The 21,646-nt window shown below is 68.6% G+C and carries 17 protein-coding genes; 12 read left to right on the forward strand and 5 right to left on the reverse strand.

The annotated features are described in order from the left end of the window. Nucleotides 1-3: 3 nt before the first annotated feature. Both V9K91_RS09215 and V9K91_RS09220 read right to left on the reverse strand, forming a co-directional pair. The gene (locus V9K91_RS09215) at nt 4-2,244 is read right to left on the reverse strand and encodes a patatin-like phospholipase family protein (protein ID WP_336443107.1); all 2,241 of its coding nucleotides are present in this window, start codon (nt 2,242-2,244) and stop codon (nt 4-6) included. 119 nt (nt 2,245-2,363) lie between these two features. Then, nucleotides 2,364-2,915, reverse strand: coding sequence for a DUF4136 domain-containing protein (locus tag V9K91_RS09220; protein ID WP_336443108.1), 552 nt, complete (start codon nt 2,913-2,915; stop codon nt 2,364-2,366). Between the two features lie 166 nt (nt 2,916-3,081). Between V9K91_RS09220 and V9K91_RS09225 the strand changes: the two genes are divergently transcribed. The 8 genes from V9K91_RS09225 to V9K91_RS09260 are packed head-to-tail and all read left to right on the forward strand — an operon-like array spanning nt 3,082 to nt 10,843. Further along, nucleotides 3,082-3,501, forward strand: coding sequence for a response regulator (locus tag V9K91_RS09225; protein WP_307106847.1), 420 nt, complete (start codon nt 3,082-3,084; stop codon nt 3,499-3,501). Beyond that, nucleotides 3,498-4,043, forward strand: a complete 546-nt coding sequence (locus V9K91_RS09230; RefSeq protein ID WP_307106846.1) for a DUF3302 domain-containing protein — start codon at nt 3,498-3,500, stop codon at nt 4,041-4,043. The genes V9K91_RS09225 and V9K91_RS09230 overlap by 4 nt, the downstream gene beginning before the upstream one ends. 3 nt (nt 4,044-4,046) lie before the next feature. Then, nucleotides 4,047-5,228: an HlyD family secretion protein gene (locus V9K91_RS09235; RefSeq protein ID WP_095363901.1), complete on the forward strand. Its 1,182-nt coding sequence runs from the start codon at nt 4,047-4,049 to the stop codon at nt 5,226-5,228. A gap of 1 nt (nt 5,229) precedes the next feature. Further along, nucleotides 5,230-6,678, forward strand: a complete 1,449-nt coding sequence (locus V9K91_RS09240; protein ID WP_095363900.1) for an efflux transporter outer membrane subunit — start codon at nt 5,230-5,232, stop codon at nt 6,676-6,678. Nucleotides 6,679-6,682: 4 nt separating this feature from the next. Then, nucleotides 6,683-7,738 (forward strand): calcium/proton exchanger, encoded by a 1,056-nt coding sequence (cax, locus tag V9K91_RS09245; protein WP_093535810.1) that lies wholly within the window; start codon nt 6,683-6,685, stop codon nt 7,736-7,738. A gap of 6 nt (nt 7,739-7,744) precedes the next feature. Continuing rightward, entirely contained in the window at nt 7,745-8,407 is a 663-nt protein-coding gene (locus tag V9K91_RS09250) for a potassium channel family protein (protein ID WP_093535812.1), read from the forward strand. Nucleotides 8,408-8,432: 25 nt separating this feature from the next. Next, nucleotides 8,433-9,245 carry a hypothetical protein gene (locus tag V9K91_RS09255; RefSeq protein WP_336443109.1) on the forward strand — a complete coding sequence of 271 codons (813 nt, stop codon included), beginning with the start codon at nt 8,433-8,435 and terminating at the stop codon, nt 9,243-9,245. Nucleotides 9,246-9,250: 5 nt separating this feature from the next. Next, nucleotides 9,251-10,843 (forward strand): mechanosensitive ion channel domain-containing protein, encoded by a 1,593-nt coding sequence (locus V9K91_RS09260; RefSeq protein WP_336443110.1) that lies wholly within the window; start codon nt 9,251-9,253, stop codon nt 10,841-10,843. Here V9K91_RS09260 and V9K91_RS09265 read toward each other — a convergent pair. From V9K91_RS09265 to V9K91_RS09275, 3 genes are read right to left on the reverse strand one after another with little or no spacing between them, the layout of a single operon-like run. Next, nucleotides 10,840-11,718, reverse strand: a complete 879-nt coding sequence (locus tag V9K91_RS09265; RefSeq protein ID WP_307106844.1) for a DUF2950 domain-containing protein — start codon at nt 11,716-11,718, stop codon at nt 10,840-10,842. The genes V9K91_RS09260 and V9K91_RS09265 overlap by 4 nt on opposite strands. A gap of 13 nt (nt 11,719-11,731) precedes the next feature. Next, nucleotides 11,732-13,051 (reverse strand): DUF3300 domain-containing protein, encoded by a 1,320-nt coding sequence (locus tag V9K91_RS09270; RefSeq protein WP_095363896.1) that lies wholly within the window; start codon nt 13,049-13,051, stop codon nt 11,732-11,734. A gap of 41 nt (nt 13,052-13,092) precedes the next feature. Then, nucleotides 13,093-13,890, reverse strand: a complete 798-nt coding sequence (locus tag V9K91_RS09275; protein ID WP_095363895.1) for an OmpA family protein — start codon at nt 13,888-13,890, stop codon at nt 13,093-13,095. A 204-nt stretch (nt 13,891-14,094) separates the two neighbouring features. Between V9K91_RS09275 and V9K91_RS09280 the strand changes: the two genes are divergently transcribed. From V9K91_RS09280 to V9K91_RS09295, 4 genes are read left to right on the forward strand one after another with little or no spacing between them, the layout of a single operon-like run. Continuing rightward, complete coding sequence (locus V9K91_RS09280) at nt 14,095-16,845, forward strand: decarboxylase (protein WP_068852487.1); 2,751 nt, start codon at nt 14,095-14,097, stop codon at nt 16,843-16,845. A gap of 30 nt (nt 16,846-16,875) precedes the next feature. After that, the gene (locus tag V9K91_RS09285; protein ID WP_095363894.1) at nt 16,876-18,576 is read left to right on the forward strand and encodes a TrkA C-terminal domain-containing protein; all 1,701 of its coding nucleotides are present in this window, start codon (nt 16,876-16,878) and stop codon (nt 18,574-18,576) included. Nucleotides 18,577-18,585: 9 nt separating this feature from the next. After that, nucleotides 18,586-19,923: an OprD family outer membrane porin gene (locus V9K91_RS09290; RefSeq protein ID WP_095363893.1), complete on the forward strand. Its 1,338-nt coding sequence runs from the start codon at nt 18,586-18,588 to the stop codon at nt 19,921-19,923. Between the two features lie 23 nt (nt 19,924-19,946). Then, nucleotides 19,947-21,635: a hypothetical protein gene (locus V9K91_RS09295; RefSeq protein ID WP_336443111.1), complete on the forward strand. Its 1,689-nt coding sequence runs from the start codon at nt 19,947-19,949 to the stop codon at nt 21,633-21,635. Nucleotides 21,636-21,646 lie beyond the last annotated feature (11 nt).

Here is a 21,646-nt window from a genome sequence, read left to right on the forward strand (position 1 = left end):
CCATCAAAGCGACTGCCCCAACTCGATGAACACCACCCGATCGCCGCCTTCGCGCATGCCCAGGCCGAAGATCAGCGGCCCGATCCACGAATCGAAGCCCAGGAACAGGCTGCCGTTCCAGATGCCATCGCTGATCGACATGTCCGAACGGCGCTGCCAGGCATTGCCATACTCCACCGTGCCACCGACCTGCGCGGACCGGCCCAGCACCTTGCCCAGTTCATAGGTGTAGCCGGCAAATCCCAGCGCATAGTCCTGGCCGGTCAGCTGGTTGTGCTGGAACCCGGCCAGCCGCCAGCGCCCGCCCAACCGATAGAGGCTCTGTACCGGTGCGGTGCCCGCGGAGGTCACGTGGTAGCGCAGGCCCAGCTGCACCGCGCTGCGTCCGAACGGAAACGCGCCCACTGCATCCAGGTCGATCTGGCCGAAGCGGGTATCGGCACCCAGGGCCTCCCTCGACTGGTAAGTGCCGAGGTTGACCAGGAAGCCGTCGCGCGGGAAGTACAGACTGTCGATGTTGTCGTACGTGACGCGGGCGGTCAGCCCACCGTCGTCGAAATCGGTGCGCGGCACCCGGGGCGAGCCGATGTCCATCCGCGCACTGCCGGTGTATCGCTCGACGCCGGCGCGTACCGACAGCACGTTGGACACATTGCGCACCAGGTCCACGCCCGCACCGGTGCGGCTGACCCGGTAGCGCGAGGTTTTGTTGCCCGCGTCGTCGAACACGTTGAAGCTGCGCGTTTCGTAACCGCCCAGGGCTTCGAACGCGTAGCGGTTGCCCACGTCGAAGGGATGGTAGTAACTCCCGCGTATCGCCGGTTCGCTGCCCACCTGCAGGGTCACCCTCGCCTCGGCGCCATACGGCGACAGCGGCGCGAACAGCAGGCCGGCGCGCAGGTTGCTTTCGTGGTTGCCATCCAGGTCGTTGCTCAGGGTCCAGCCGGCCTCCAGGTAGATCGGGCCGTTGGGCTTCTCATACGCGGTGATCACCACCCCGACCTGGCCGTCGTCGCGGCGGTCCTGCTCGTAGCTGATGCTGGCCAGGGTATCCATGCCGTACGCACGCAGCACGCCTTCCTGCATGGCCTTGCTGTCCAGCGGCTTGCCGAGTTCCACCGGCAGGTAGGACAACAGCAGCTCATCGGCATAACCGGTGTGGTTGCGGACCTCGATGTAGGCGATGGGCGCCGGAGCCGAGGGCGCGGCGCGCGTTTCGCGGGTGGCGTACCAGCGCTGGTACACCGGCGCCGGTTGCGAGAAGGCACGCAGCGCCGGGGCCGCCTGGTCAGCGGCCTCTTGACCGATCGCCAGCGCTTCGGGCGCCTTGTCGAAATCGCCGGTGGCCACCTTGCCGGTAAGCTGGGGTGCAATCAGCAGATCCTGCGGGCCCAGCGTATCCAGTTGGCGCTGGGCATTGCGCGTGGTCAAAAAGCCACTGAGCTGCCCGATCACGTCCACCAGGCTGGCGTCGCGGTCGAGCGCGCTCAGCGGCGTGCCCACGTCCACCGCGATGACCCGGTCGGCGCCCATCGCCCGCACCACGTCGATGGGAACCTGGTTGGACACACCGCCATCAAGCAGCACGCGCCCATCGATGGTGATGGGCCGGAAGATGCCGGGCAACGACATGCTGGCGCGCATCGCCATTGGCAGGCTGCCGTGGTCCAGGATCACCGCTTCGCCGGTGTTGAGGTCGGTGGCGATCGCCCGGAACGGAATGGACAGGTCGTCGAAATCACCGGTGACCCGGCTGCCGCCGGTGGCAGTCTCGAACAACGCGATCAGCCGCTCGCCCTGCGACATGCCGCCGGAGATCTGCACCCGTTTGCCCTGCCCGCCCAGCCCGATCCCGATCGGTGCCAGCTGTTGGTAGTCGTCGGCCTTGCGCTGCAGCGAACGCTCGCGGCGCGGCAGGGTGTCACTGAACATCGCCATCCACTGCGTATCCAGCACCACCTGCTCGATCTGCGCCGGCGTCTTGCCGGAGGCATACAGCGCACCGACCAGCGCGCCGGCGCTGGTGCCGGCAATGCAGTCCACCGGAATATGCAGCGCCTCGAGCTGGCGCAGGATGCGCACATGGGCGATACCGCGTGCACCGCCACCGCCCAGCGCCACGCCGATGCGCGGCCGCGGGTCCCCGCTGTCGCGGTGACCACACTGCGTGCCGTCCAGGGTCGCCTCCGGCTCGGCGGCCAGGGCGGCACCCGGTGCCAGCAGGCAGGCCAGCAGCAGGGGCATGCGCGCAGGCGTGGGAATCGCCAAGGGCCACCTCTATGAAAGTGCGCGGCGCCGGGCCGGTGGGAGGGATGGACCCCGGTGCGGCGCCGCGCGGTGAAACGTGGTTTACCGGCAGCGGTTCAGCGGGCCGGTGCACTGCCCGGCGGGAAGCCGGCGAACAGCTTGTCCAGGCCCGCTTCCACCGCCGCGTTGGCCCGCTCCGGCGAGCTCGGCACCGTGGCGCTGGCCGTGCCGCGCCAGACCGCCTGCCTGCTGCGCGCGTCGAACATGTCCACCACCAGCGTGCCCACGTCATAGGTGCGCACCGTGGTGGTCGCGCTGCCCATTCCCATGCCACCGCCCCAGCCACCGCCGCGCCAGCCCCAACCGCCCATGTTGCTGCCGCGGTAGAAGGTGTCCAGGGTCTGGCGCTGGCTGGTCACGATATGCGCGGCCAGCGCGACGTCGCCGTCGCTGGGGGTCTGCCGCCAGCCACGGGCCGCCAGCCGCGAGTCAATGCCGTCCACGATGCGCTGGGTGATCAGCGGGGAGCCGCCCTGCGGCTTCATCGCCCAGCTGTAGGTCTTGAACGAGGCGAAGTTCGCCCCCGGATCGAAGTCGGTGTGAACGGTTGGCGTGGTGGCACAGGCCACCAGCGAGGTGGCGAGGACCGCGATCGCAAAGGCTTTCATCACACGACACTCCGGGCAGTGAATTGGCTTCCAGCCTAGCCCTCGGCCTGCTCATGGTCATCCGCATAACTACGCAGCCAAGCCAGCAAAACTACCGGTTGTTCCGCCGGCATGGGGCCAAGGGCCAATTGCTGGCCGTGTCCGGCACAGGCGATCTTGACCGCCAATGACCAAGCGAGCGCCAGTGGTTGCGGTGGTCGACGACGAAGACGACGTGCGGCTTGCACTGCGCCGGTTGCTTCGCTCGGCCGGGTACGACGTGCTGGCCTACGAATCGGGGTCGGAGTTCCTGCGCCATGCGGCCAGCAGCCTGCCCGACTGCGTGGTGCTGGACCTGCGCATGCCCGGCCCCAGCGGATTCGAGGTGCAGGCCGCGCTGCGCGCCCAGCAGCTGGCGATCCCGGTGGTCGTGTTGAGCGCCGACGACAGTGCCGCCAGCCGCCACCAGGCGCTGGCCGGGGGCGCCGACGCGTACCTGTGCAAACCCGTGGATGGCGATGCGCTGATCAACGCCACGCAGGCGGCGATCGAACGCTGCGCGCGAAACCCTCCCTCCCCCCCGCGCAGTCGGCCGGAGTCCCCATGAACCGTCCCCGCTGTTCCGTCGTTGGTTCAGCCGCCACGTGGCTGCTGCCCGCCCTGCTGCTCGGCGCAGCCCCCGATGCGCACGCCTCCTTCCTCAGTGGCGAGGCGCTGGATACGGCGGCCAACGTGATCGCCTGGCTGGCCCTGGTGGTAGTGCCGGTGGTCCTGATTGCAGTGTTCTGGATGGTGCACATCCTGCCCGAGAAGATCGCGCACAAGCGCCACCACCCGCAGCTGGATGCGATCAAGACCCTGTGCCTGCTGTCACTGCTGTTCGGTGGCCTGTTGTGGCCGCTGGCGTGGCTGTGGGCCTATACCCGCCCGGTGCTGCACAAGCTGGCCTATGGCACCGACCAGATCGACCACGGACACGGCGACGCCGCACTGGCGCCCCTGCACGATGCCCGGGTGGAGCCGGTCGAACCGGACCTGCCCACCCCCGTGGACGCGTCTGCGTGGCAGCAGCGGGTAGATGCACTCGAACGGCGCCTGGCGGAGATGGAGCGCCTGCGCCCGGGCCCGTCTACGCGGCCGGAGGGCTGAACCATGGAAGTCATCCTGCTGCTCATCTATTCGTTCTTCGTCTGGCTGATCTTCTTCAAGTTCAAGTGGCTGCCGTGGAACTTCGTGTCGCAGGTGGTCGTGGTCTCATTGCCGATCTTTGCGATGACCGCGCTGATCCTGGTCCTGAACGTAGTGGCGCCCTCCTCCTCGGACGTGCGTGCGATCAACTACGTGGTGCAGGTGGTGCCGCGCGTCACCGGGCGGGTGATCGAGGTGCCGGTGGAAGCCAACCGCCCGGTGCGCAAGGGCGAGGTGCTGTTCCGCATCGACCCGGTGCCCTACCAGCAGCAGCTGGCGGCGCTGGAAGCGAAGCTGCCTGAACTGTCGGCCAAAGTGGACAGTGCCGATGCCTACCAGCGTGAACTGGGCGAACAGCTGCGCGGCGCGCGCGCCACCCGCGAGGCGTTGGCCGTGCGCCTGCAGCTGGCCGAACGCCGCCAACGCCAGACCGGTGAGCTGGCCAGCAGCGGTGCCGGCAGCCGCTTCGACCATGAGCAGGCACAGACCGAAGCGGCCAGCCTGCGCTCGGACCTGGTATCCACCACCGCGCAGATGGCGCAGGTGCAGCAGAAGCTGTCCGCACAGACCCGCGACGGCGAACTGTCCGAAGTGGCGCAGGCCCAGGCCGGCATGGTCCAGCTGCAGGCGCAGATCGTGGAAGCACGCTGGCAGCTGGAGCAGACCGTCGTACGCGCCCCGGCCGATGGCAGCGTGATCAACCTGCAGCTGCGCGAAGGCTCCTACGCCGCCAGCCTGCCGTTGACCCCGGTGATGACCTTCGTCGAGCGCGAGCAGTGGATCCTTGCGATGTTCTCGCAGAACGAACTGGGCAACGTGGCGCCGGGCAACGAAGCGGAAATCGCGCTGAAGGTCTATCCCAACCGCATCATCAAGTGCCGGGTGGATTCGGTGGTGTGGGCATCCGGCACGGGCCAGCTGCCGATCAGCGGCATGATTCCGCAGACCGGCACCAGTCCGCTGCCGCCGGGGCGCATCGCGGTACGGCTGCGCCCGGACGGGCGCGACCGCGATGTGTTCATCGCCATGGGAGCACAAGGCCAGGGCGCGATCTACACCGAGCACGGCAAGCTGATCCACATCGTGCGCCGGGTGATCCTGCGCGTGGGCAGCAAGCTGGATTGGCTGGTCCTGAAGCTGCACTGACATGACCGCACCGCGCCGCCGCTGTGGTGCCCTGCCCCGCCCGCTGCTGCTGGCGCTGGCCCTGGCGCTGGCCGGTTGTGCCACCGCGCCGGAGCCGGGCAGCGAGCAGATCCGCGCGGACGCGCTGGGCACGGTGGCCATTCCACCGAACTGGTCGGCGCAGGCCAGCCAGGCCCAGGTCGACCGCGGCTGGCTCGACGCGTTTGCCGACCCGCAGTTGACCGCCCTGGTGCACGAAGCGCTGGCCCGTAATCCGGACCTGCTGATTGCCGCGGCGCGGGTCGAACAGGCCAATGCCCAGGTCGACATCGCCCAGGCCCAGCTGCGCCCCGCCATTGGCTTGATCGGCCGCGGCGGCTCCAAGCCGATCGCCGACCTGGTGCCGCTGCTGAGCGGGTTGATGCTGCGCCTGAGCTGGGAGATCGATCTTTGGGGGCGCCTGCGGTACGCACGCAATGCCGCCATTGCCGCCAGTGATGCGCAGAACGCCGACTACCGGTATGCCCAGCAATCGCTGGCCGCCAGCGTCGCACGTGCATGGTTCACGGTGACCGAAGCACGCCTGCAGTACGACATCGCCGGGCAGATGGCCGGCAGCGGTGAGCAGCTGGTCGGCCTGGCCGAACAGCGCGAACGGGTGGGTGCAGGCAGTTCCAATGAAACCCTGGCCGCGCGCGCCAGCGCCGCCAGCTACCTGGATGCCCGCCAGCAGGCCGACCTGGCCACCCACAGCGCCAGCCGCGCGCTGGAGATACTGCTGGGGCGCTACCCTGGCGCGACGCTGGCCGCGCCGGCCGCGCTCACCGCGCTGCCCGGCGAAGTGCCGGCCGGCATGCCCATCGATGTGCTCAACCGGCGCCCGGACCTGCATGCCGCCGAACGTCGGGTGGCGGCCGCCTTCGACCGGGTTGGCGAGGCGCGCGCGGCGATGCTGCCCACGCTGTCGCTGTCGGCCGGCTACGGACGGCTCAGCAACGCGGCCGTGCGCACCCGGGACGACCTGGAACAGACCACCTCCAGCGTTTCGGCCACCGGCATCATGCCGCTCTATACGGGCGGTGCGCTCAGCGGCCAGGTGCAGCTGCGTTCGGCCGAACAGAAGCAGGCGGTGGCCGACTACGCGCGGCGTGCGTTGCTGGCGCTGGGCGAGGTGGAAGACGCACTGACCGCCGAACGCGTGCTGGCCGAGCGCGAACAGCTGCTCGGGCAGGTGCTGGCCAACAACGAACAGGTGGTGCGGCAGGTGCGCGATTCCGAACGGATCGGCCGGGCCGACCACCGCGCGGTGGCCACCCAGGAAATGCAGGCGCTGGCCGCACGTTCGGCGCTGCTGGGCGTGCGCCGCGAACGGCTGAGCCGGCGCGTGGATCTGTACCTGGCCCTGGGCGGCGACTACGCCACGGCAGACGCCGCGGCGCCTGCCAGCCCGCCCTCCCCCTCCCCGGAGTAAGTGCATGTACTGGATGCTGCTGCTGGTACCGCTGGCGATCGCGCTGCACTACCTGCTGCCGGGCAACGCCCTGCTGGTGTTCGGCGCCACCGCGCTGGCGATCGTGCCGCTGGCGGCGCTGATGTCGCGCGCCACCGGCGCGCTGGCCACGCGGCTCGGGCCCAGCATCGGCGGCCTGCTCAATGCCACCTTCGGCAACGCCGCCGAATTCATCATTGCGCTGGCGGCGCTGCGCGCCGGGCTGCACGGCATGGTAAAGGCGTCCATCGCGGGCACCATCATCGGCAACATCCTGTTCGTGCTCGGCCTGTCGATGGTGCTGGGCGGGTTGCGCCACGGCCAGCAGCGCTACGACGCCGCCAACGCCCGCATGCAGGCCACCATGCTGACCCTGGCGGTGATCACCCTGATCCTGCCGGCATCCTACCGCGCGGTGGTGCCCGAGGCCGATGCCGCGCTGCAGTCGATCAGCCTGGTGCTGTCGGTATTGCTGCTGCTGGTGTACCTGGCCACCGTGGTGTTCACCCTGCGCAGCGCGGCAAGCGAGGGCAGCGGCCCCGCCGCCGGCCACGGCCACGATGCCGGCCTGTCCAACGCCCGCGCCCTGCTGCTGTTGGGCGGCACCAGCATCGGCATCATCTGGATGAGCGAGATCCTGGTCGGCGTGGTCGAACCGGCCAGCCAGCAGCTGGGCTTCTCCGATGCATTCACCGGCGTGTTCGTACTGGCCGTGATCGGCGGCGCAGCCGAACAGGCCACCGCGCTGGTGGCCGCCCGCCGCAACCAGATGAGCCTGAGCCTGTCCATCGCGCTGGGCTCGGGCGTGCAGCTGGCGCTGCTGGTCGCGCCGCTGCTGGTGCTGCTCAGCTACGTGATCGGTCCGCAGCCGATGAGCCTGGAGTTCGGCCCCGGCCTGGTGCTGAGCGTACTGGTGGCGGTGATCATCACCGGTCAGGTCGCCAGCGACGGCCGTGCCGACTGGTTGCGCGGGGTCCAGCTGCTCGGGCTGTACGTGATCCTGGCCACGCTGTTCTGGTTCGTGCCGGACACGGGATCATGACCGCGCATGCGCTCCTCGCCCGCCCTGCTGATCCACCGCCACCGCTACGCCTTCCTGTTCGGTGCGCTGCTGGTGACAGTCACCCTGGGCCCGTTGCTGGAGGCGGTGTCGTTCGGCCACCGGCTGATGGAACTGCTGCTGTGCGCAAGCCTGCTGGCGGCGCTGTTTCCGATCGGGCAGCGCCTGCAGCGCCACGTGCTGCTGGTGCTGGTGCTGGTCGCCCAGCTGCTGCGCTGGTTGGCAAGCGACGCCGGTGGCGCGGTGGCCATGGCCGGCGCAGTGCTGTGGGGCGTGCTGGCCACCATCGCGGCCTGGCACGCGGTGCGCTTTTCGTTGTCCAGCCAGCGCGTGCGCACCGAGCACCTGGCCGCCGCGTTGAGCGCCTACCTGCTGCTGGGCGTATGTGGCGGCGTGGTCTTCGCCGCGCTGTCGGCCATTTCACCCAGCGCCATGGCGGTGGGCGGCCAGGGCACGGCGCATGGCCTGGGCATCGGCACCGCGATGTATTTCAGTTTCGTCACCCTGGCCACACTCGGCTACGGCGACATCACCCCGGTCAGCCAGGTCGCGCGGGGGCTGGCCACGCTCGAAGCGATTGCCGGCCAGCTCTACCTGGCGCTGCTGGTCGCGCGCCTGGTCGGCCTGCGCAGCACCGATCGATCCCCCTGACCCATCGCGCCCCCGGGAGCCTGTCATGAAACGCCCGCACCTGCTGCCCTCGTTCCTTCTGCTGCTCGCCAGCGCCCCGTGCTGGGCGGTTGAACCGCTGGATACTTTCAGTGTCCGCGCCGGCGGCTACATCACCGATTTCGATACCAAAGTGCGGGCCGACGGCCAGACCGGCCAAGGCACCCGCATCGACCTCCGCCGCGACCTGGGCCTGGACAACAACAACGCCATCGGCGTGATCGCGCTGAGCTGGCGCCCGTGGGAAAAGCATGAGTTCGGCCTGTCCTGGTACCGCGACAGCGCCGATGCCGAGCGCAACACCGACCGCGAGATCGACTTCAACGGCCAGCACTACGCCACCCACACCCGGATCCGCGCCAAGTTCGACCTGGATGCCTACGAGGGCTACTACACCTGGTGGGCGTGGGGCGACGGGCGCTGGGCCCTGGGTCCCCGCGTGGGCCTGATCTGGTACCAGATGGACCTGGACCTGAGCGCCACTGCCGATGTCAACGGCAACCCCATCAATGCCCGCGCGGGCAACAACGTCAATGCAGACCTGCCGGCGCCCACGATCGGCGGCAGCTGGCGCTGGGCACCTGGCGAGCACTGGCGCCTGAGCGCCGACGCGGGCTATTTCAGCGCCAGCCTCAATGACGTCGATGCCGACGTCACCTTCGGCCGGGGCGGCGTGGAGTACTTCCCGTGGGACAACTGGGGTTTCTCGCTCGACTACACGGTGCGGCGCATCGAAGCGGACGTGGATGCCTCGCGCCTGGATGGCAACCTGCGCTTCGTCGACAGCGGCGTGCGGGTGGGTGTGATCTACCGGTTCTGATCGCCATGCCCGCGCTTCGGCTGGTGGTGCGTTGTGCCTGCGGCGCCTGGCTGCTGGCCTGGGCGCTCATCGCGGGCGGCGCGCCCGCGCCGGCCACGGCGCGCTGGTTCAACCGTGACCTGGTCACCTTCCGCGCACCGCTGTACGGCAACACGCCGGAGATGCGCGCACGCGCCACCGAAGCCAACCTGGCACGCATCGTCGACCTGCCCGGCCAGGCCACCCTGCAGTCCCAGCCGGTGCCGCAGGGCGTGGTCATCCTGGCCGGCGGGCAGCTGGTCACCGTGCTGACCCCGGCCGACTGCAACGCACTGGGCAATGAAACCCTGCCCGAACTGCGCGACCGTACCGTCGCCCGCATGCAGGTGGCGCTGGCGGCCGCCGAACAGGCTCGCCTGCCGCAGCGGCTGCTGGCAGGCGCCGCGTGGGCGCTGCTGGCCACCGCCATTGCCATCGGCGTGTTGTGGGGGCTGCGCTGGTGCAGCCGGCGCATGCGCCGACGGGTGGATGGCTGGGTGCAGCAGCGTGTGCAGCAGCTGCGCAGCGTTTCGGCGCGGCAGCTGCTGCTGGGGCTGGTGACCAGCGCGCGCAGCCTGGGGCGGCTGGTGGGTTGGCTGGTGGTGCTGGTGGTGCTGGAGGAATGGCTGCGCTTCGTGTTCGGTCGCTTCCCCTACACCCAGCCCTGGTCGGCGGCGATGGGCGGCTGGATCGGCGAACGCGTCGCCCGCTTTGGCCGTGGCGTGTTGGAGGCGCTGCCCGACCTGTTCACGGCGGCGCTGATCTTCCTGGCCGCACGGCTGGTGGTGCAGGCGGTACGCATCGTATTCGACGGGGTGGCAAGCGGCCGGTTCCAGTTCGTGGGCATCGACCAGCCCTTGGCCGAACCGACCCGGCGGATCATCACGGTGGTCATCTGGCTGTTCGCGCTGGCGATGGCATACCCCTACCTGCCCGGTGCCGAGACCGACGCGTTCAAGGGGCTGAGCGTGTTCGTCGGCCTGATGGTGTCGTTGGGTGCGTCGAGCATCGTTGGCCAGGCCGCGAGCGGCTTCACCCTGCTCTACTCACGCACCCTGATGGTCGGCGATGTCGTGCGCGTGGGCGACACCGAAGGCGTGGCGATACAGATCGGCTTGTTCACCACCCGCCTGCGCACCCCGCTGGGGGTGGAGGTCAGCATCCCCAACAACGTGGTGCTTGCCGGCGAGCTGCGCAACTACTCGCGCGATCCCCAGGGGCCTGGCCTGTGGCTGGAAAGCGCGCTCACCATCGGCTACGACGCGCCGTGGCGGCAGGTGCACCGGCTGCTGCTGCAGGCCGCGGCCGCCACCGACGGGGCACTGGCCGATCCACCACCGCACGTGGTGCAGTCCGAACTGGGCGACGTCGCGGTGCGCTACGTGCTGCGCGTGCGCGTGGTCGAGGTCGAACGCCGCTGGCAGGTGCGCAGCGCGCTGCATGCGCATATCCAGGACGCGTTCAATGCGGCAGGAGTGCAGATCATGTCGCCCAACTACGAAGGCGACCCGGAACAGGCCAAGGTGGTGCCGAAGGCGCACTGGGAAGGACGGCCGGCGCCGGCCAGCGACGAAACCTAGTCGGCGGTATCGACCTGCGTCCAGCTGCTGTCCGGATCGAACAGGGTCATGGCGCGGGCCACGCGGTCGGTGTCCGGCCCCAGGTCTTTCTCATAGACCTGGCCGGCATGGCTGATGGTGAAGCTCATCACGCCGCTGTCGCCATAGCGCGCCGGCCAGGCCACCAGCGCGAAGCCGCGGGTCATGGCGCCGGCCACCGAGTAGGGGTACGCCCCTCGCGGTGCGGAAGGGCCCTGCCCCTGCAGGATCCGGTAGTGGTAGCCATGCCACTCATCGTCCGGCGTCTCGCCGCCGAACAACGGCCCCAGCGGGCTCTCGCCGCCCGCGTCGGCAGGCCAGTACAGGCCGTCATGCGTACCGGGGCTGCTGCGCAGCCGGGCGGCGTACTCGGGCAGCGTGTCATCGTTGCGGTCACGGCGTGCGTATTCGCGTTGCGCGTCATGGTAGGCCAGCACGGCCTGCACCGCTTCGCGCTCGTTGCGCCCGATCCGGCGCGCACGCAGTTCGGGTGCGGCCGCAGCCAGGTCGAAGGCCCAGCCGCTGCCCTGTTTCACCAGTGGCACCGGCAACGTCCAGCCTTCGTCGCCCACGCTGACCAGCGCATGGCTGGCGTCGACCGGCTTTATCGCGTGCCTGCGCTGGTACTGGCTGATGAAGGTGTCCACGTCCTTGCGCTCGATATCGTCGCGCGGCACGTAATCCTCCCAGTCGTCGCCCAGTACCACCGAGACCTGTCCGGGCTGCGTGTCGCGCACTTGCAGCGCTGCCACCAGGGCGTCGGCCGCGGCAGCGGCGCTGGGATAGGCCTGTTGGGCCTGGGCGGGCGCGACCAGCAGCAGGCAGGCCACGCTCAAAAGGGAAAGACGAAGGGTCATGGCAGATCTCCGATCAACGACGACGACCGCCGCCACCACCACCGCGCGGAGCGGCCGGCCGATTCATCGGCCGCCCCTGCGGGCGTGCGCCGGCGGGACGCTGCGAACTCTGCACGCTGCGATGCCCGCGATCGGCATCGCCCAGCGACTGGCCGGGATTGCGCGCACCATTGAACGCATTCTCCGGATGGCTGCCCGGCGGGCGACCGTGGCCGGCGCCCCCCTGGTTGCGGAACTGATTGCTGCCGGACGGGTTGCGCCCCTGCGCAGGGCGCTGGCCCAGCTCTCGCTGCGACGCACCGGCGCGGTCGCGCGCCTCACGGTTGGTGGTGGCGGGCGTATCGAATCCACGGCGTTCCATCGACTGGCGTGCGCGGTCGCGCTCGGCCGCCCGTGCATCATCACGACCTCGATAGTCCTGCCGCTGCGCCGCACTGTCGCGCGCTCCGTCGAAGCGTTCGCGGGTAGCCCCGTCGCGATACGGTACGCCGTCACGGTTGGCCGCGTTGTGCTTCCACCTGCTGTCGTCGCGGTTGATCTGGCGGTTGCTGTTGAACTCGTTGTAGCGGTCCACGTCGATATCGATATCGCCGTGCCCCCAGTCCAGGTCGCCCCACAGCGCACCGCCCACGGCCACGCCGATGCCGAAACTGAGCAGCGCACCGCCGGGGTAGTAATACGGCGGCGGCGGGTAGTAGTACGGCGGGTAGGCCGGGTAGGCCCAGCTGCCGTACACCACGCTGGGGTTGTAACTGGGTACGTACACCACCTGCGGGTCGGCAGATTCGATCACGATGGTCTGTGGCGCGGAGGACGCCGCGGGCTGGGTGCTGACCTTCTGCTGTTCATTGCTGTCCAGGTGGCCCGCGGTCTGGGCCTGCCGGCGCAGGCGCTGCACCGAATCCATCACGGCGTCGGGCTGGGCCAGGAATGCGTCGCCCATCTTCTGTACCCAGGCCGGGTCCTGCCCCAGCACCGCCAGCAGCTGCGGGAACGCAACCAGTGATTGCACGCTGGGATCCCACGCCTGGTTGGCCACCTGGCGCACCGCGTCTTCGCCCTTGGCATCAGGATGTGCCTTTGACCACGCCACCGCATCGGTGACATCGCCAGGATAGCTGGAGGCCATCAGCACCTGCGCCAGCAGCGCGTCCGGATACAGCGCCACCGGCGCCAGCATCTGGTCCAGCTGTTCGCGCGTGAAGGTGCCTTGGCTCGCCGCTGCTTTGGCGGGCACGGGTGCGGCAGCGACGGCAGGGCGCACCGTCACCGCCGTGCAGGCCAGTGCCAGCACCAGCGTGGGTAGCCGTGCCCATGTCAGGTAGGTGTGCATGCGACCTCCACTTCAATGCGCCGTGCGCCTGCGGCCAGGGTTCAGGGTTTGACGCCCGCTTGTACACCTTTGTCGACGACCAGCTTGGCCACCACCTTGCGCGCTGCGCCGTTGCTGCCGCTGCCCGCATCCGGTGCCACGCCCATGCCGTCGCCGGCGCGGACCCTGCCCGGTGCCAGGCCGGCATTCTGCTGCAGGTAGTTGGCCACCGCTGCGGCACGCTGGGTGCTCAGGCGCTGGTTGGCGGCGGCGTTGCCGGTGGAATCGGTGAAGCCCTGCAGCACCACGGCGTAGTTGTGGGTCTGCTTGGCCTTGGCGGCGAATGTATCCAGGTCGCCACGTGCCTTGGCCGAAAGCTTTGCGCTGCCCGAGTCGAACGTTACTTCCGCCGCATCCAGCTGCTCGTACGTACCGAACTCGTCCATGCGCTTGTTCATCGCACCGACCTCTTCCGTGGTGGGCGCCATGCCCGCCTGGATCTGCCGGGTGGTGCGCAGGTCCTCGGAGCGGAAGCTGATTTCGCGCGCGGCCAGCGCATCGCCCGCGGCACCGCCTTCGACCGTGACCGGAAGCCCCGCCGCCAGGACGCTGGCATCGGTCTTTTCATGGATGACGTTGGTCAGCCCTTTGGTCTTCTTGTACACCGTGTCGGCCGACACGTGCACGGTGTGTGCGGTTCGGGCCTGGTCCACCACGGTAATGGTGTCGCCCTGCACGGCCGTGATCACGCCTTTGAGCTTGGTTTTGGCCGGATCGGCGGCCAGCGCGGCCAGGGAGGTGAGGCCGACCAGCACCAGCAGCAGGGGGGCGGCGGCGCGGGACACGGTGCGGGTGGACATGGGGCAGCTCCAGGAACGAGGACGATGAACCACGCTAGGCGTGGGCCACCCGGCCCGCAATTGGCCCTTGGGGCCATACGCCGGGCATGGCCCCAAGGGCCAATTCCCGGCCCTGCGGCAGGGGTCTAGCCTGCGCTGCGTAGTGGCCGCCGCGCCTGCTCGAGCGCGTGGCGGATTCCTTTCGTTCCCCGCCGGAGCCCTGCCATGAATGCCGACCCTGCTGCCCTGCCGCAACTGTCCACGGTGCTGGCTGCCGCCTCGATGCGCGCCGACCACTGGCGCCAACTGAACGCGTATGCGCGTGCGTGGGCGGCAGCAGGCACCGACAGCGCCGAACGGCGTGGCGCCTGCGTCGAAGCATTGGCCGACCTGCGCCCGCTCGAACAGTGCTGGGCCTACCCCGGCGAACGCCTGCTGGGCGCGCTGGCCGCGGCACTGGCCGACAACGACGCCGCACAGTTCGCGCGGCTGGCACGCAAGCTTTCGGCCGCGATCCTGTCCGGCGATTTCCGCCGCGACGAACAGGCCTGGAACGCCGACGACGACGGCGACCGCACCCTGCTCGATGCGCTGCCGCCCGAGCTGCTGGGCGCGCCGGACAAGCCCTACTTCGAAGTGTTGATCGTGACCCCCAACGAACCGGCGCTGTGGCAACGTGCCCGCGACGAAATGCGCGCCATGCGCCGCGTCGACGATCAGTTCCACTACGCGGTCACCCACGCCGGCAGTTTCGAGGATGCCGCGCTGGCGGCAATGGTCAATGCGGACGTGCAGGCGGTGGTCATCGTCGACGGATTCCGTTTCACCTCGCTGCTCGACATCCCGGACCTGAAGCAGTTCCTCGCCCGCAACCTCGGCAGCGACGACGAGCCGTCGACGGCCGGCGCATTGTCCACCTCGCTGGCCCGCGCCCTGAAGCACTTCCGACCGGAGCTGGACCTCTACCTGCTCACCGACCGCTCCCCGGAGCGTCTGGCTGGCAGCGACGAAGCCGCGCCGCTGCGCCGCGTCTTCCACCACGTCGAAGAACCCATGGAAGTGCACCTGGCATTGCTGGATGGCATCGCCGACCGTTACGAAACGCCGTACTTCGACAACCTCAAGAAGTACGCGCTGCGCCCGATCGGCACTTTCCACGCGCTGCCGATCGCACGCGGCAAGTCCATCTTCGGCTCCAACTGGATCCGCGACATGGGCCACTTCTACGGCACCAACATCCTGTTCGCCGAATCCTCGGCCACCACCGGTGGCCTGGACAGCCTGCTGGAACCCACCGGCACCATCAAACGCGCGCAGACCGCCGCGGCCAGGGCCTTTGGCGCCAAGCGCGCCTACTTCGGCACCAACGGCACTTCCACCTCGAACAAGATCGTGGTGCAGGCGGTGTGCAAGCCCGGCGACATCGTCATCGTCGACCGCAACTGCCACAAATCGCACCACTACGGCTTCGTGCTCAGCGGCGCGCAGCCCTACTACGTGGAAGCGTTCCCGTTGACCCAGTATTCGATGTACGGCGCGGTCCCGCTGCGCACCATCAAACAGGCGCTGCTGGACTGCCAGGCCGGCGGCAAGCTGGACCGGGTCAAGGTCATCGACATGACCAACTGCACCTTCGACGGCCACATGTACAACCCGCAACGGGTGATGGAGGAGTGCCTGGCGATCAAGCCGGACCTGATCTTCCTGTGGGACGAAGCCTGGTTCGGCTTCGCCCGCTTCAGCCCGCTGCACCGTCGGCGGACCGGTCTGGGCGCCGCGGCCGCGTTGACCGAACGCTATCGCAGCAAGGCGTACCGCACCGAGTACGAAGCCTGGAAGGCGCAGCGCGGCAAGGTCGAGCCCGGCGACCCGGCCCAGCTGGATGAACATCTGCTGCCCGATCCGGATAAGGTGCGCATCCGGGTATACCAGACCAACTCCACCCACAAGTCGATGTCTGCCTTCCGGCAGGGGTCGATGATGCTGGTCTGGGACGAGGATTTCCACGAGGTGGAAGGCCCGTTCGAAGAAGCGTTCTTCGCCCATACCTCGACCTCGCCCAACCTGCAGCTGATCGCCTCGCTTGACCTGGCACGGCGGCAGATGGAACTGGAAGGCTACGGCCTGACGCTGAAGATGACCGACCTGGCGCTGCGCCTGCGGCGCACCATCAACGGCCACCCGTTGATCTCGAAGTACTTCCACGTCGCCACGCCCGAAGACATGATCCCGGCCGAGTTCCGCGCCTCCGGCCTGCGCGACTACGGGCCGCCCAATGCCAGCTGGGTGGAGACGCTGCAGGCGTGGGACGACGATGAGTTCGCGCTGGACCCGACCCGGCTGACCGTGATCTGCGGCGCGGCCGGCTTCGACGGCACCCAGTTCAAGGGCCTGCTGGCCGAGCGCTTCGACATCCAGATCAACAAGACCTCGCGCAACAGCATCCTGGTCCAGACCAACATCAACAACACCCACAGCGACGCGGCGCTGTTGATCAAGGCCCTTGCCGACCTCTCGCGCGAAATCGAAGCGCGGCTGGCACAGGAAGGCGCCAACGGTCGCCAGGTCTTCGCCGACCGGGTCCGCGCGTTGATGACCGACGTGCCCGACCTGCCCAACTTCAGCCAGTTCCACGATGCCTTCCGCGAAGCGCCGGACGGGGCCAGCAACGAAGGCCACATGCGCCCGGCCTTCTTCATGGCCTACGAGGAAGCCAACTGCGAATTCGTGCGGCTGCACAGCGACGACGTCGACCGGCGGCTGGCCGAAGGACCGCAGATGGTCTCTGCCAACTTCGTCATCCCCTACCCGCCCGGCTTCCCGATCATGGTGCCCGGCCAGGTGATCACCGCCGACACCATTGCCTTCATGCGCAAGCTGGATGTCAAGGAGATCCACGGCTACCACGCCGCGCAGGGAATCAAACTGATCAAACCCGATGCGCTGGCCGGCCTGCGTGCCGGTTCCCTGCAGTGAACCGCCGTCCCCCGGACAGGAGCACACGTCATGCAAGGTTTCTTCCAGTTTCTCGCTGACAACCCCTATATCCTGCTGTTCTTCACCGTCGGCATGGCGGTGCTGGCGGGCAAGTTTTCGGTCAAGGGCTACGGCCTGGGCATGGTCGCCGCAGCGGTGGTGGTCGGCGCGGCGCTGGCCACCTGGGCGTCCACCTACGGCGTGAAGCTGCAGCTGGACAACTTCGCCAAGTCGCTCTTCTACTATCTGTTCATGTACGGCGTGGGCCTGCGGGTGGGGCCGGCGTTCTTCAACAGCCTCAAGAAGGACGGCATCAAGTTCACCGTCCTGGCGGTGATCTGCGCCGTGCTGGGCCTGCTGCTGGTGGTGCTGATGTCCGGGCTGCTCGGGCTGCCGGCCGGCGCGGCCGGTGGCGTGCTGGCCGGGTCGCAGACCATGTCGGCCGCGATCGGGACCGCCGAAATGGCGGTCGAACAAGGCGCCTACCAGCTGCCGCCCGGGACGACCGCCGAGCAGGTTTCGGGAATGATCGCGCTGGGCTACGGCGTCACCTACATCTGGGGCACGGTCGGCATCATCCTGGTCTGCAAGTACCTGCCGCGCTGGTGGGGCGTGGATGCACGCAAGGCCGCACGCGAGTACGAGCTGGAACACGGTGTGCGCAACGTCGATGACGCCGCGCTGTCGGGCTACCGCGGCGGTGGCCTGCGTGCCTACCGGCTGGACAACGCCACCAGCGCCGGGCAGAGCATCGGCCAGTTCCGCAGCAGGTATCCGCAGTACCGCATCGTCAACGTGCGCCGCGGCGAGGAAACGCTGGGCGCGGATCCCGGCCTGGTGCTGCAGCAGGGCGACGTGGTCGCGCTGGGTGGACGGCTGCAGGACCTCACCGACAACATCGGCCTGCTCGGTGCGGAGGTGGACGACCCCAAGGCGTTGAACATTCCGCTGGACCAGGCCGAGATCCTGGTCACCGACAAGGACTTCGTCGGCAAGCCGCTGAGGAGCCTGGCCGGCGAGGATTTCGCGGGGCAGCTGCAGGTCACCCGGCTGGAACGTTCGGGTGAACCCATCCCGGCCGGCGCCGAAACCGAACTCAAGCGCCTGGACGTGCTGTTCGTCACCGGTCTGAAGAGTGCGGTGGACCGTGCGGCCGGCATGCTCGGCAAGATCGCCCGTCCCAGCACTACCACCGACCTGCTGACGCTGTCCGGGGGCATGGTGCTGGGCCTGCTGATCGGCAAGATCAACGTGCCGATCGGCGACTTCTCGGTCGGCCTTGGCAACGCGGGCGGCCTGCTGCTCTCGGGCATCCTGGTGTCGTCGCTGGTGTCGCGGCTGCGCTTCTTCGGCAGCACGCCCAACGCCGCCCGCAACATCCTGGAGGACCTGGGCCTGGTGACCTTCATCGCCATCGTCGGCATCAATGCCGGCGCGACGCTGCTGGAACAGCTGACCGGCGCCATCGCGCTCAAGATCTTCCTGGCGGGCTTCGTCGCCAGCACGGTGCCGCCCTTCATCACCTGGGCGGTGGGGTACCACTTCTTCAAGATCAATCCCGCCGTGCTGATGGGCGGCGTGGCCGGCTCACGGTCGCACTCGGGTCCCGCGCGCGAGGCCGCCAAGGAGATCGACAGTACCGTGCCCTGGGTGGGCTTCCCGGTCGGCTATGCCGTGTCCGGCGTGCTGTACACCGTGTTTGGCTACTTCGCGATGTTGCTCTCGCACTAGGAGACGGACATGAAGCCACTCGCATGCATGCTGGCCGCAGCGGCGCTGCTGCCCGCCCTGGCCCGGGCGCAGTCCGCTGCGCCCGACGACCCGGCCACGGCCGACGCGTCCCCCAGTTCCACCGAACAGGGCCAGACCCCCCTCGACGAAGCGTTCGTCCCGCGCGACCGCGCTGCCTGGATCCGCGAAACGCGCCGCCAGGCGTGGAAGGACACCGCCTTCGACGTGCAGGCGCGCACCTTCTACCTGGACCGCGACAAGTACGACGACAGCCAGAGCACGGCGTGGGCACTGGGCGGCTCGGCCGGGTTCAAGACCGGCTACTTCCGCGAACGCTTCGCCTTCGGCGCCACCGGCTACACCTCCCAGCGCCTGTACGGACCGGATGACAAGGACGGCACCCTGCTGCTCAAACCCGGCCAGGAAGGCTACACCGTGCTGGGCGAAGCCTATGGCGAGTTCCTGATCAACGATGACACCCGGCTCAAGCTCGGCCGCTTCGGCATCGATACCCCCTACGTCAACCGCAATGACGCGCGCATGACCCCGAACACCTTCCAGGCCCTGACCGTGCAGGGGGTGTATGGCGGCGACGGCGGCGCACCGCAATGGAAATTCGGTGCCGGCTACTTCGACAAGATCAAGGAGCGCAACGCCGACACTTTCGTGTCCATGGCCAGGGACGCCGGCGCGCCATCCTGGGTCGACCGCGGCGTGTATACGCTTGGCGCGAATTACACCCGCGACCGGCTAAGCGCCGGTGCGATCTACTACCACAGCAACGACATCATCAGCATCTTCTACACCGAGGCGAAGTACGCCTTTCCGCTGGGCGACACCGCCAAACTCAACCTGGCGCTGCAGTACTCCGACCAGGACAGTGCGGGCGACAACCTGCTGCGCGGCGATGAATTCTCCGCCCGCCAATGGGGTGGCAAGCTGGAACTGGGTTACAAGGGAGCGCTGTTCACCACCGGCTACACCCGTGCCAGTGGCGGCACCAACATGCAGAACCCGTGGAGCGGCTATCCCGGCTACACCAGCGTGCAGGTCGAGGATTTCAACCGCAATGGCGAAGGCGCCTGGCTGCTGCGTGCGGCGTACAACGTCCAATCGGTCAAGGGGCTGAGCTTCTATGCGCTGTACGTGGATGGCTCCGATCCGGACGCGCCCACCGACTACGCCAAGGACGAGTACAACCTCAACGCCCAATGGACGGCGGCCGACGGGCCGCTGAAAGGCCTGATGATGCGGGTGCGTTACGCGCACGTCAGCCAGAAGGGTCCGCAGACCAGCGACCTGGACGACCTCCGGCTGCTGGTCTACTACGATCCGCCGGGACTCTGATCCACCCATCCGGAGGGGCGCACATGGACGGCTTCGCATCGCTGCTGGACCGCTATCCGGAACTTGCCGTGTACCTGGCCCTGGCGCTGGGCCACTGGTTGGGCGGCATCAAGGTCCATGGGTTCAACCTCGGCGGTGTCACCGGTTCGTTGCTGGTGGGCATGCTGATTGGCTGGGCATTCCATGTCCCGGTGGCGGCCACCGCCAAATCGCTGGTGTTCCTGCTGTTCCTGTTCGGCATCGGCTACGAGGTCGGTCCGCGCTTCCTGTCCGCGATGAAGGGCGATGGCTGGCGCTATGCGGTGCTGGCGGTATTCATGCCCGTGGTAGGGCTGCTGGCCGCCCTGGTCGTCGCCCACGCGCTGAAGCTCGATCCGGGCCTGGCGGCCGGCATGATGTCCGGCGCCCTGACCGAATCGCCGGCGATGGGCACGGCCAGCGAGGCCATCCAGCGCCTGCCCATCGATGACGCGCTCAAGGCCCGCTACATCGCCCATGTCGGCGTTGCCGATGCCTTGTGCTACGTGGCCGGGGCACTGGGGGTGATCCTCACCTGCAACGTGATCGGGCCGCGCCTGCTGCGCCTGAACCTGGTCGACGATGCGCTGGCACTGGAGCACCGGTTCGGCATCGAACGCTCGGCGGCCGGCATCGCATCGGCCTGGCAGCCCTTCGATACCCGCGCCTATCGCATCGCGCCGGGCATGCGAATCGCCGGTTTGCGCGTGGACCAGGCCGAATGCCTGCTGCCGGGCCTGCGCCTGTTCGTCTACCGGGTGCGTCACGGCCAGTCACTGGTCGAGCCGGGCCCGGCCACGCGCCTGCATGCCGGCGACCACATCGTCATCGGCGGTCCACGCAAGGCGCTGGTGGAAGTGCTGGGCGAGCGTGCCGAGGAAGTGGACGACCCGGAACTGCTGGACATTCCAATGGCGTCCCACCAGGTGCTGGTCAGCCCGCGTACCTGGGCCGGGCAGCGGCTGGAACAGATCGCCCGCCACGATGCGGTGCGCGCGGTGTTCCTGCGCGGGATCCGCCGCAACGGCCAATCGATGCCGATCGGCACCCAGACAGTGCTCGAACGCGGGGACGTGCTGGAACTGATCGGACCGGAGCCTGCAGTGGTGCGTGCTGCCGCCGAAGTCGGTCGGATCCTGCACCCGACCACCGCCACCGATTTCGTGGTCGTGGGCATGGCGATCTTCCTCGGCGCGGTGTCCGGCATCGTTGCCGTGGTGCCGCTGGGCACGCTGTCGGTCAGCATCGGCAGCAGCGTCGGCGCGCTGCTGGGCGGCATCGTGGTCGGGCATCTGCGGGTGCGCCGCCCGCTGTTCGGGCGGGTCCCGGAGAGCGCGGTCAAGCTGATGCAGTCCTACGGCCTTGCCGCGTTCGTTGCGATGGTCGGGCTGGGTGCCGGCCCGCATTTCGTCGAAGCGGTGGAACAACACGGGCTCGGCCTGTTCCTGGGCGGCATCGGGGTCACCATGACGCCGTTGCTGGCCGGTCTGTGGTTCGGCCACAAGGTACTGAAAATTCCCGGGGTGCTGCTGCTGGGTGCAATCTCAGGCGCGCAGACGTTCACCGCGGCGCTGGCCGCGCTGCAGGAACGCTCGGACAGTTCGATCGCGGTGATCGGTTACTCCGGTGCGGTCGCCATTGCCCATGTGCTGCTGACCACCTGGGGCACGGTGATGGTGCTGGCGATGGCCTGAGGGCACCAGGG

The sequence above is a fragment of the Stenotrophomonas sp. CCNWLW57 genome (genome assembly GCF_037203925.1).
Classification (GTDB): domain Bacteria; phylum Pseudomonadota; class Gammaproteobacteria; order Xanthomonadales; family Xanthomonadaceae; genus Stenotrophomonas; species Stenotrophomonas rhizophila_A.

Excerpts from the sequence above, each read along its gene's own strand:
- V9K91_RS09215 (WP_336443107.1), bottom strand. The coding sequence starts at position 2,244 with ATGCCCCTGCTGCTGGCCTGCCTGCTGGCACCGGGTGCCGCCCTGGCC.
- V9K91_RS09220 (WP_336443108.1), bottom strand. The coding sequence starts at position 2,915 with ATGAAAGCCTTTGCGATCGCGGTCCTCGCCACCTCGCTGGTGGCCTGT.
- V9K91_RS09225 (WP_307106847.1), top strand. The coding sequence starts at position 3,082 with ATGACCAAGCGAGCGCCAGTGGTTGCGGTGGTCGACGACGAAGACGAC.
- V9K91_RS09230 (WP_307106846.1), top strand. The coding sequence starts at position 3,498 with ATGAACCGTCCCCGCTGTTCCGTCGTTGGTTCAGCCGCCACGTGGCTG.
- V9K91_RS09235 (WP_095363901.1), top strand. The coding sequence starts at position 4,047 with ATGGAAGTCATCCTGCTGCTCATCTATTCGTTCTTCGTCTGGCTGATC.
- V9K91_RS09240 (WP_095363900.1), top strand. The coding sequence starts at position 5,230 with ATGACCGCACCGCGCCGCCGCTGTGGTGCCCTGCCCCGCCCGCTGCTG.
- cax (WP_093535810.1), top strand. The coding sequence starts at position 6,683 with ATGTACTGGATGCTGCTGCTGGTACCGCTGGCGATCGCGCTGCACTAC.
- V9K91_RS09250 (WP_093535812.1), top strand. The coding sequence starts at position 7,745 with ATGCGCTCCTCGCCCGCCCTGCTGATCCACCGCCACCGCTACGCCTTC.
- V9K91_RS09255 (WP_336443109.1), top strand. The coding sequence starts at position 8,433 with ATGAAACGCCCGCACCTGCTGCCCTCGTTCCTTCTGCTGCTCGCCAGC.
- V9K91_RS09260 (WP_336443110.1), top strand. The coding sequence starts at position 9,251 with ATGCCCGCGCTTCGGCTGGTGGTGCGTTGTGCCTGCGGCGCCTGGCTG.
- V9K91_RS09265 (WP_307106844.1), bottom strand. The coding sequence starts at position 11,718 with ATGACCCTTCGTCTTTCCCTTTTGAGCGTGGCCTGCCTGCTGCTGGTC.
- V9K91_RS09270 (WP_095363896.1), bottom strand. The coding sequence starts at position 13,051 with ATGCACACCTACCTGACATGGGCACGGCTACCCACGCTGGTGCTGGCA.
- V9K91_RS09275 (WP_095363895.1), bottom strand. The coding sequence starts at position 13,890 with ATGTCCACCCGCACCGTGTCCCGCGCCGCCGCCCCCCTGCTGCTGGTG.
- V9K91_RS09280 (WP_068852487.1), top strand. The coding sequence starts at position 14,095 with ATGAATGCCGACCCTGCTGCCCTGCCGCAACTGTCCACGGTGCTGGCT.
- V9K91_RS09285 (WP_095363894.1), top strand. The coding sequence starts at position 16,876 with ATGCAAGGTTTCTTCCAGTTTCTCGCTGACAACCCCTATATCCTGCTG.
- V9K91_RS09290 (WP_095363893.1), top strand. The coding sequence starts at position 18,586 with ATGAAGCCACTCGCATGCATGCTGGCCGCAGCGGCGCTGCTGCCCGCC.
- V9K91_RS09295 (WP_336443111.1), top strand. The coding sequence starts at position 19,947 with ATGGACGGCTTCGCATCGCTGCTGGACCGCTATCCGGAACTTGCCGTG.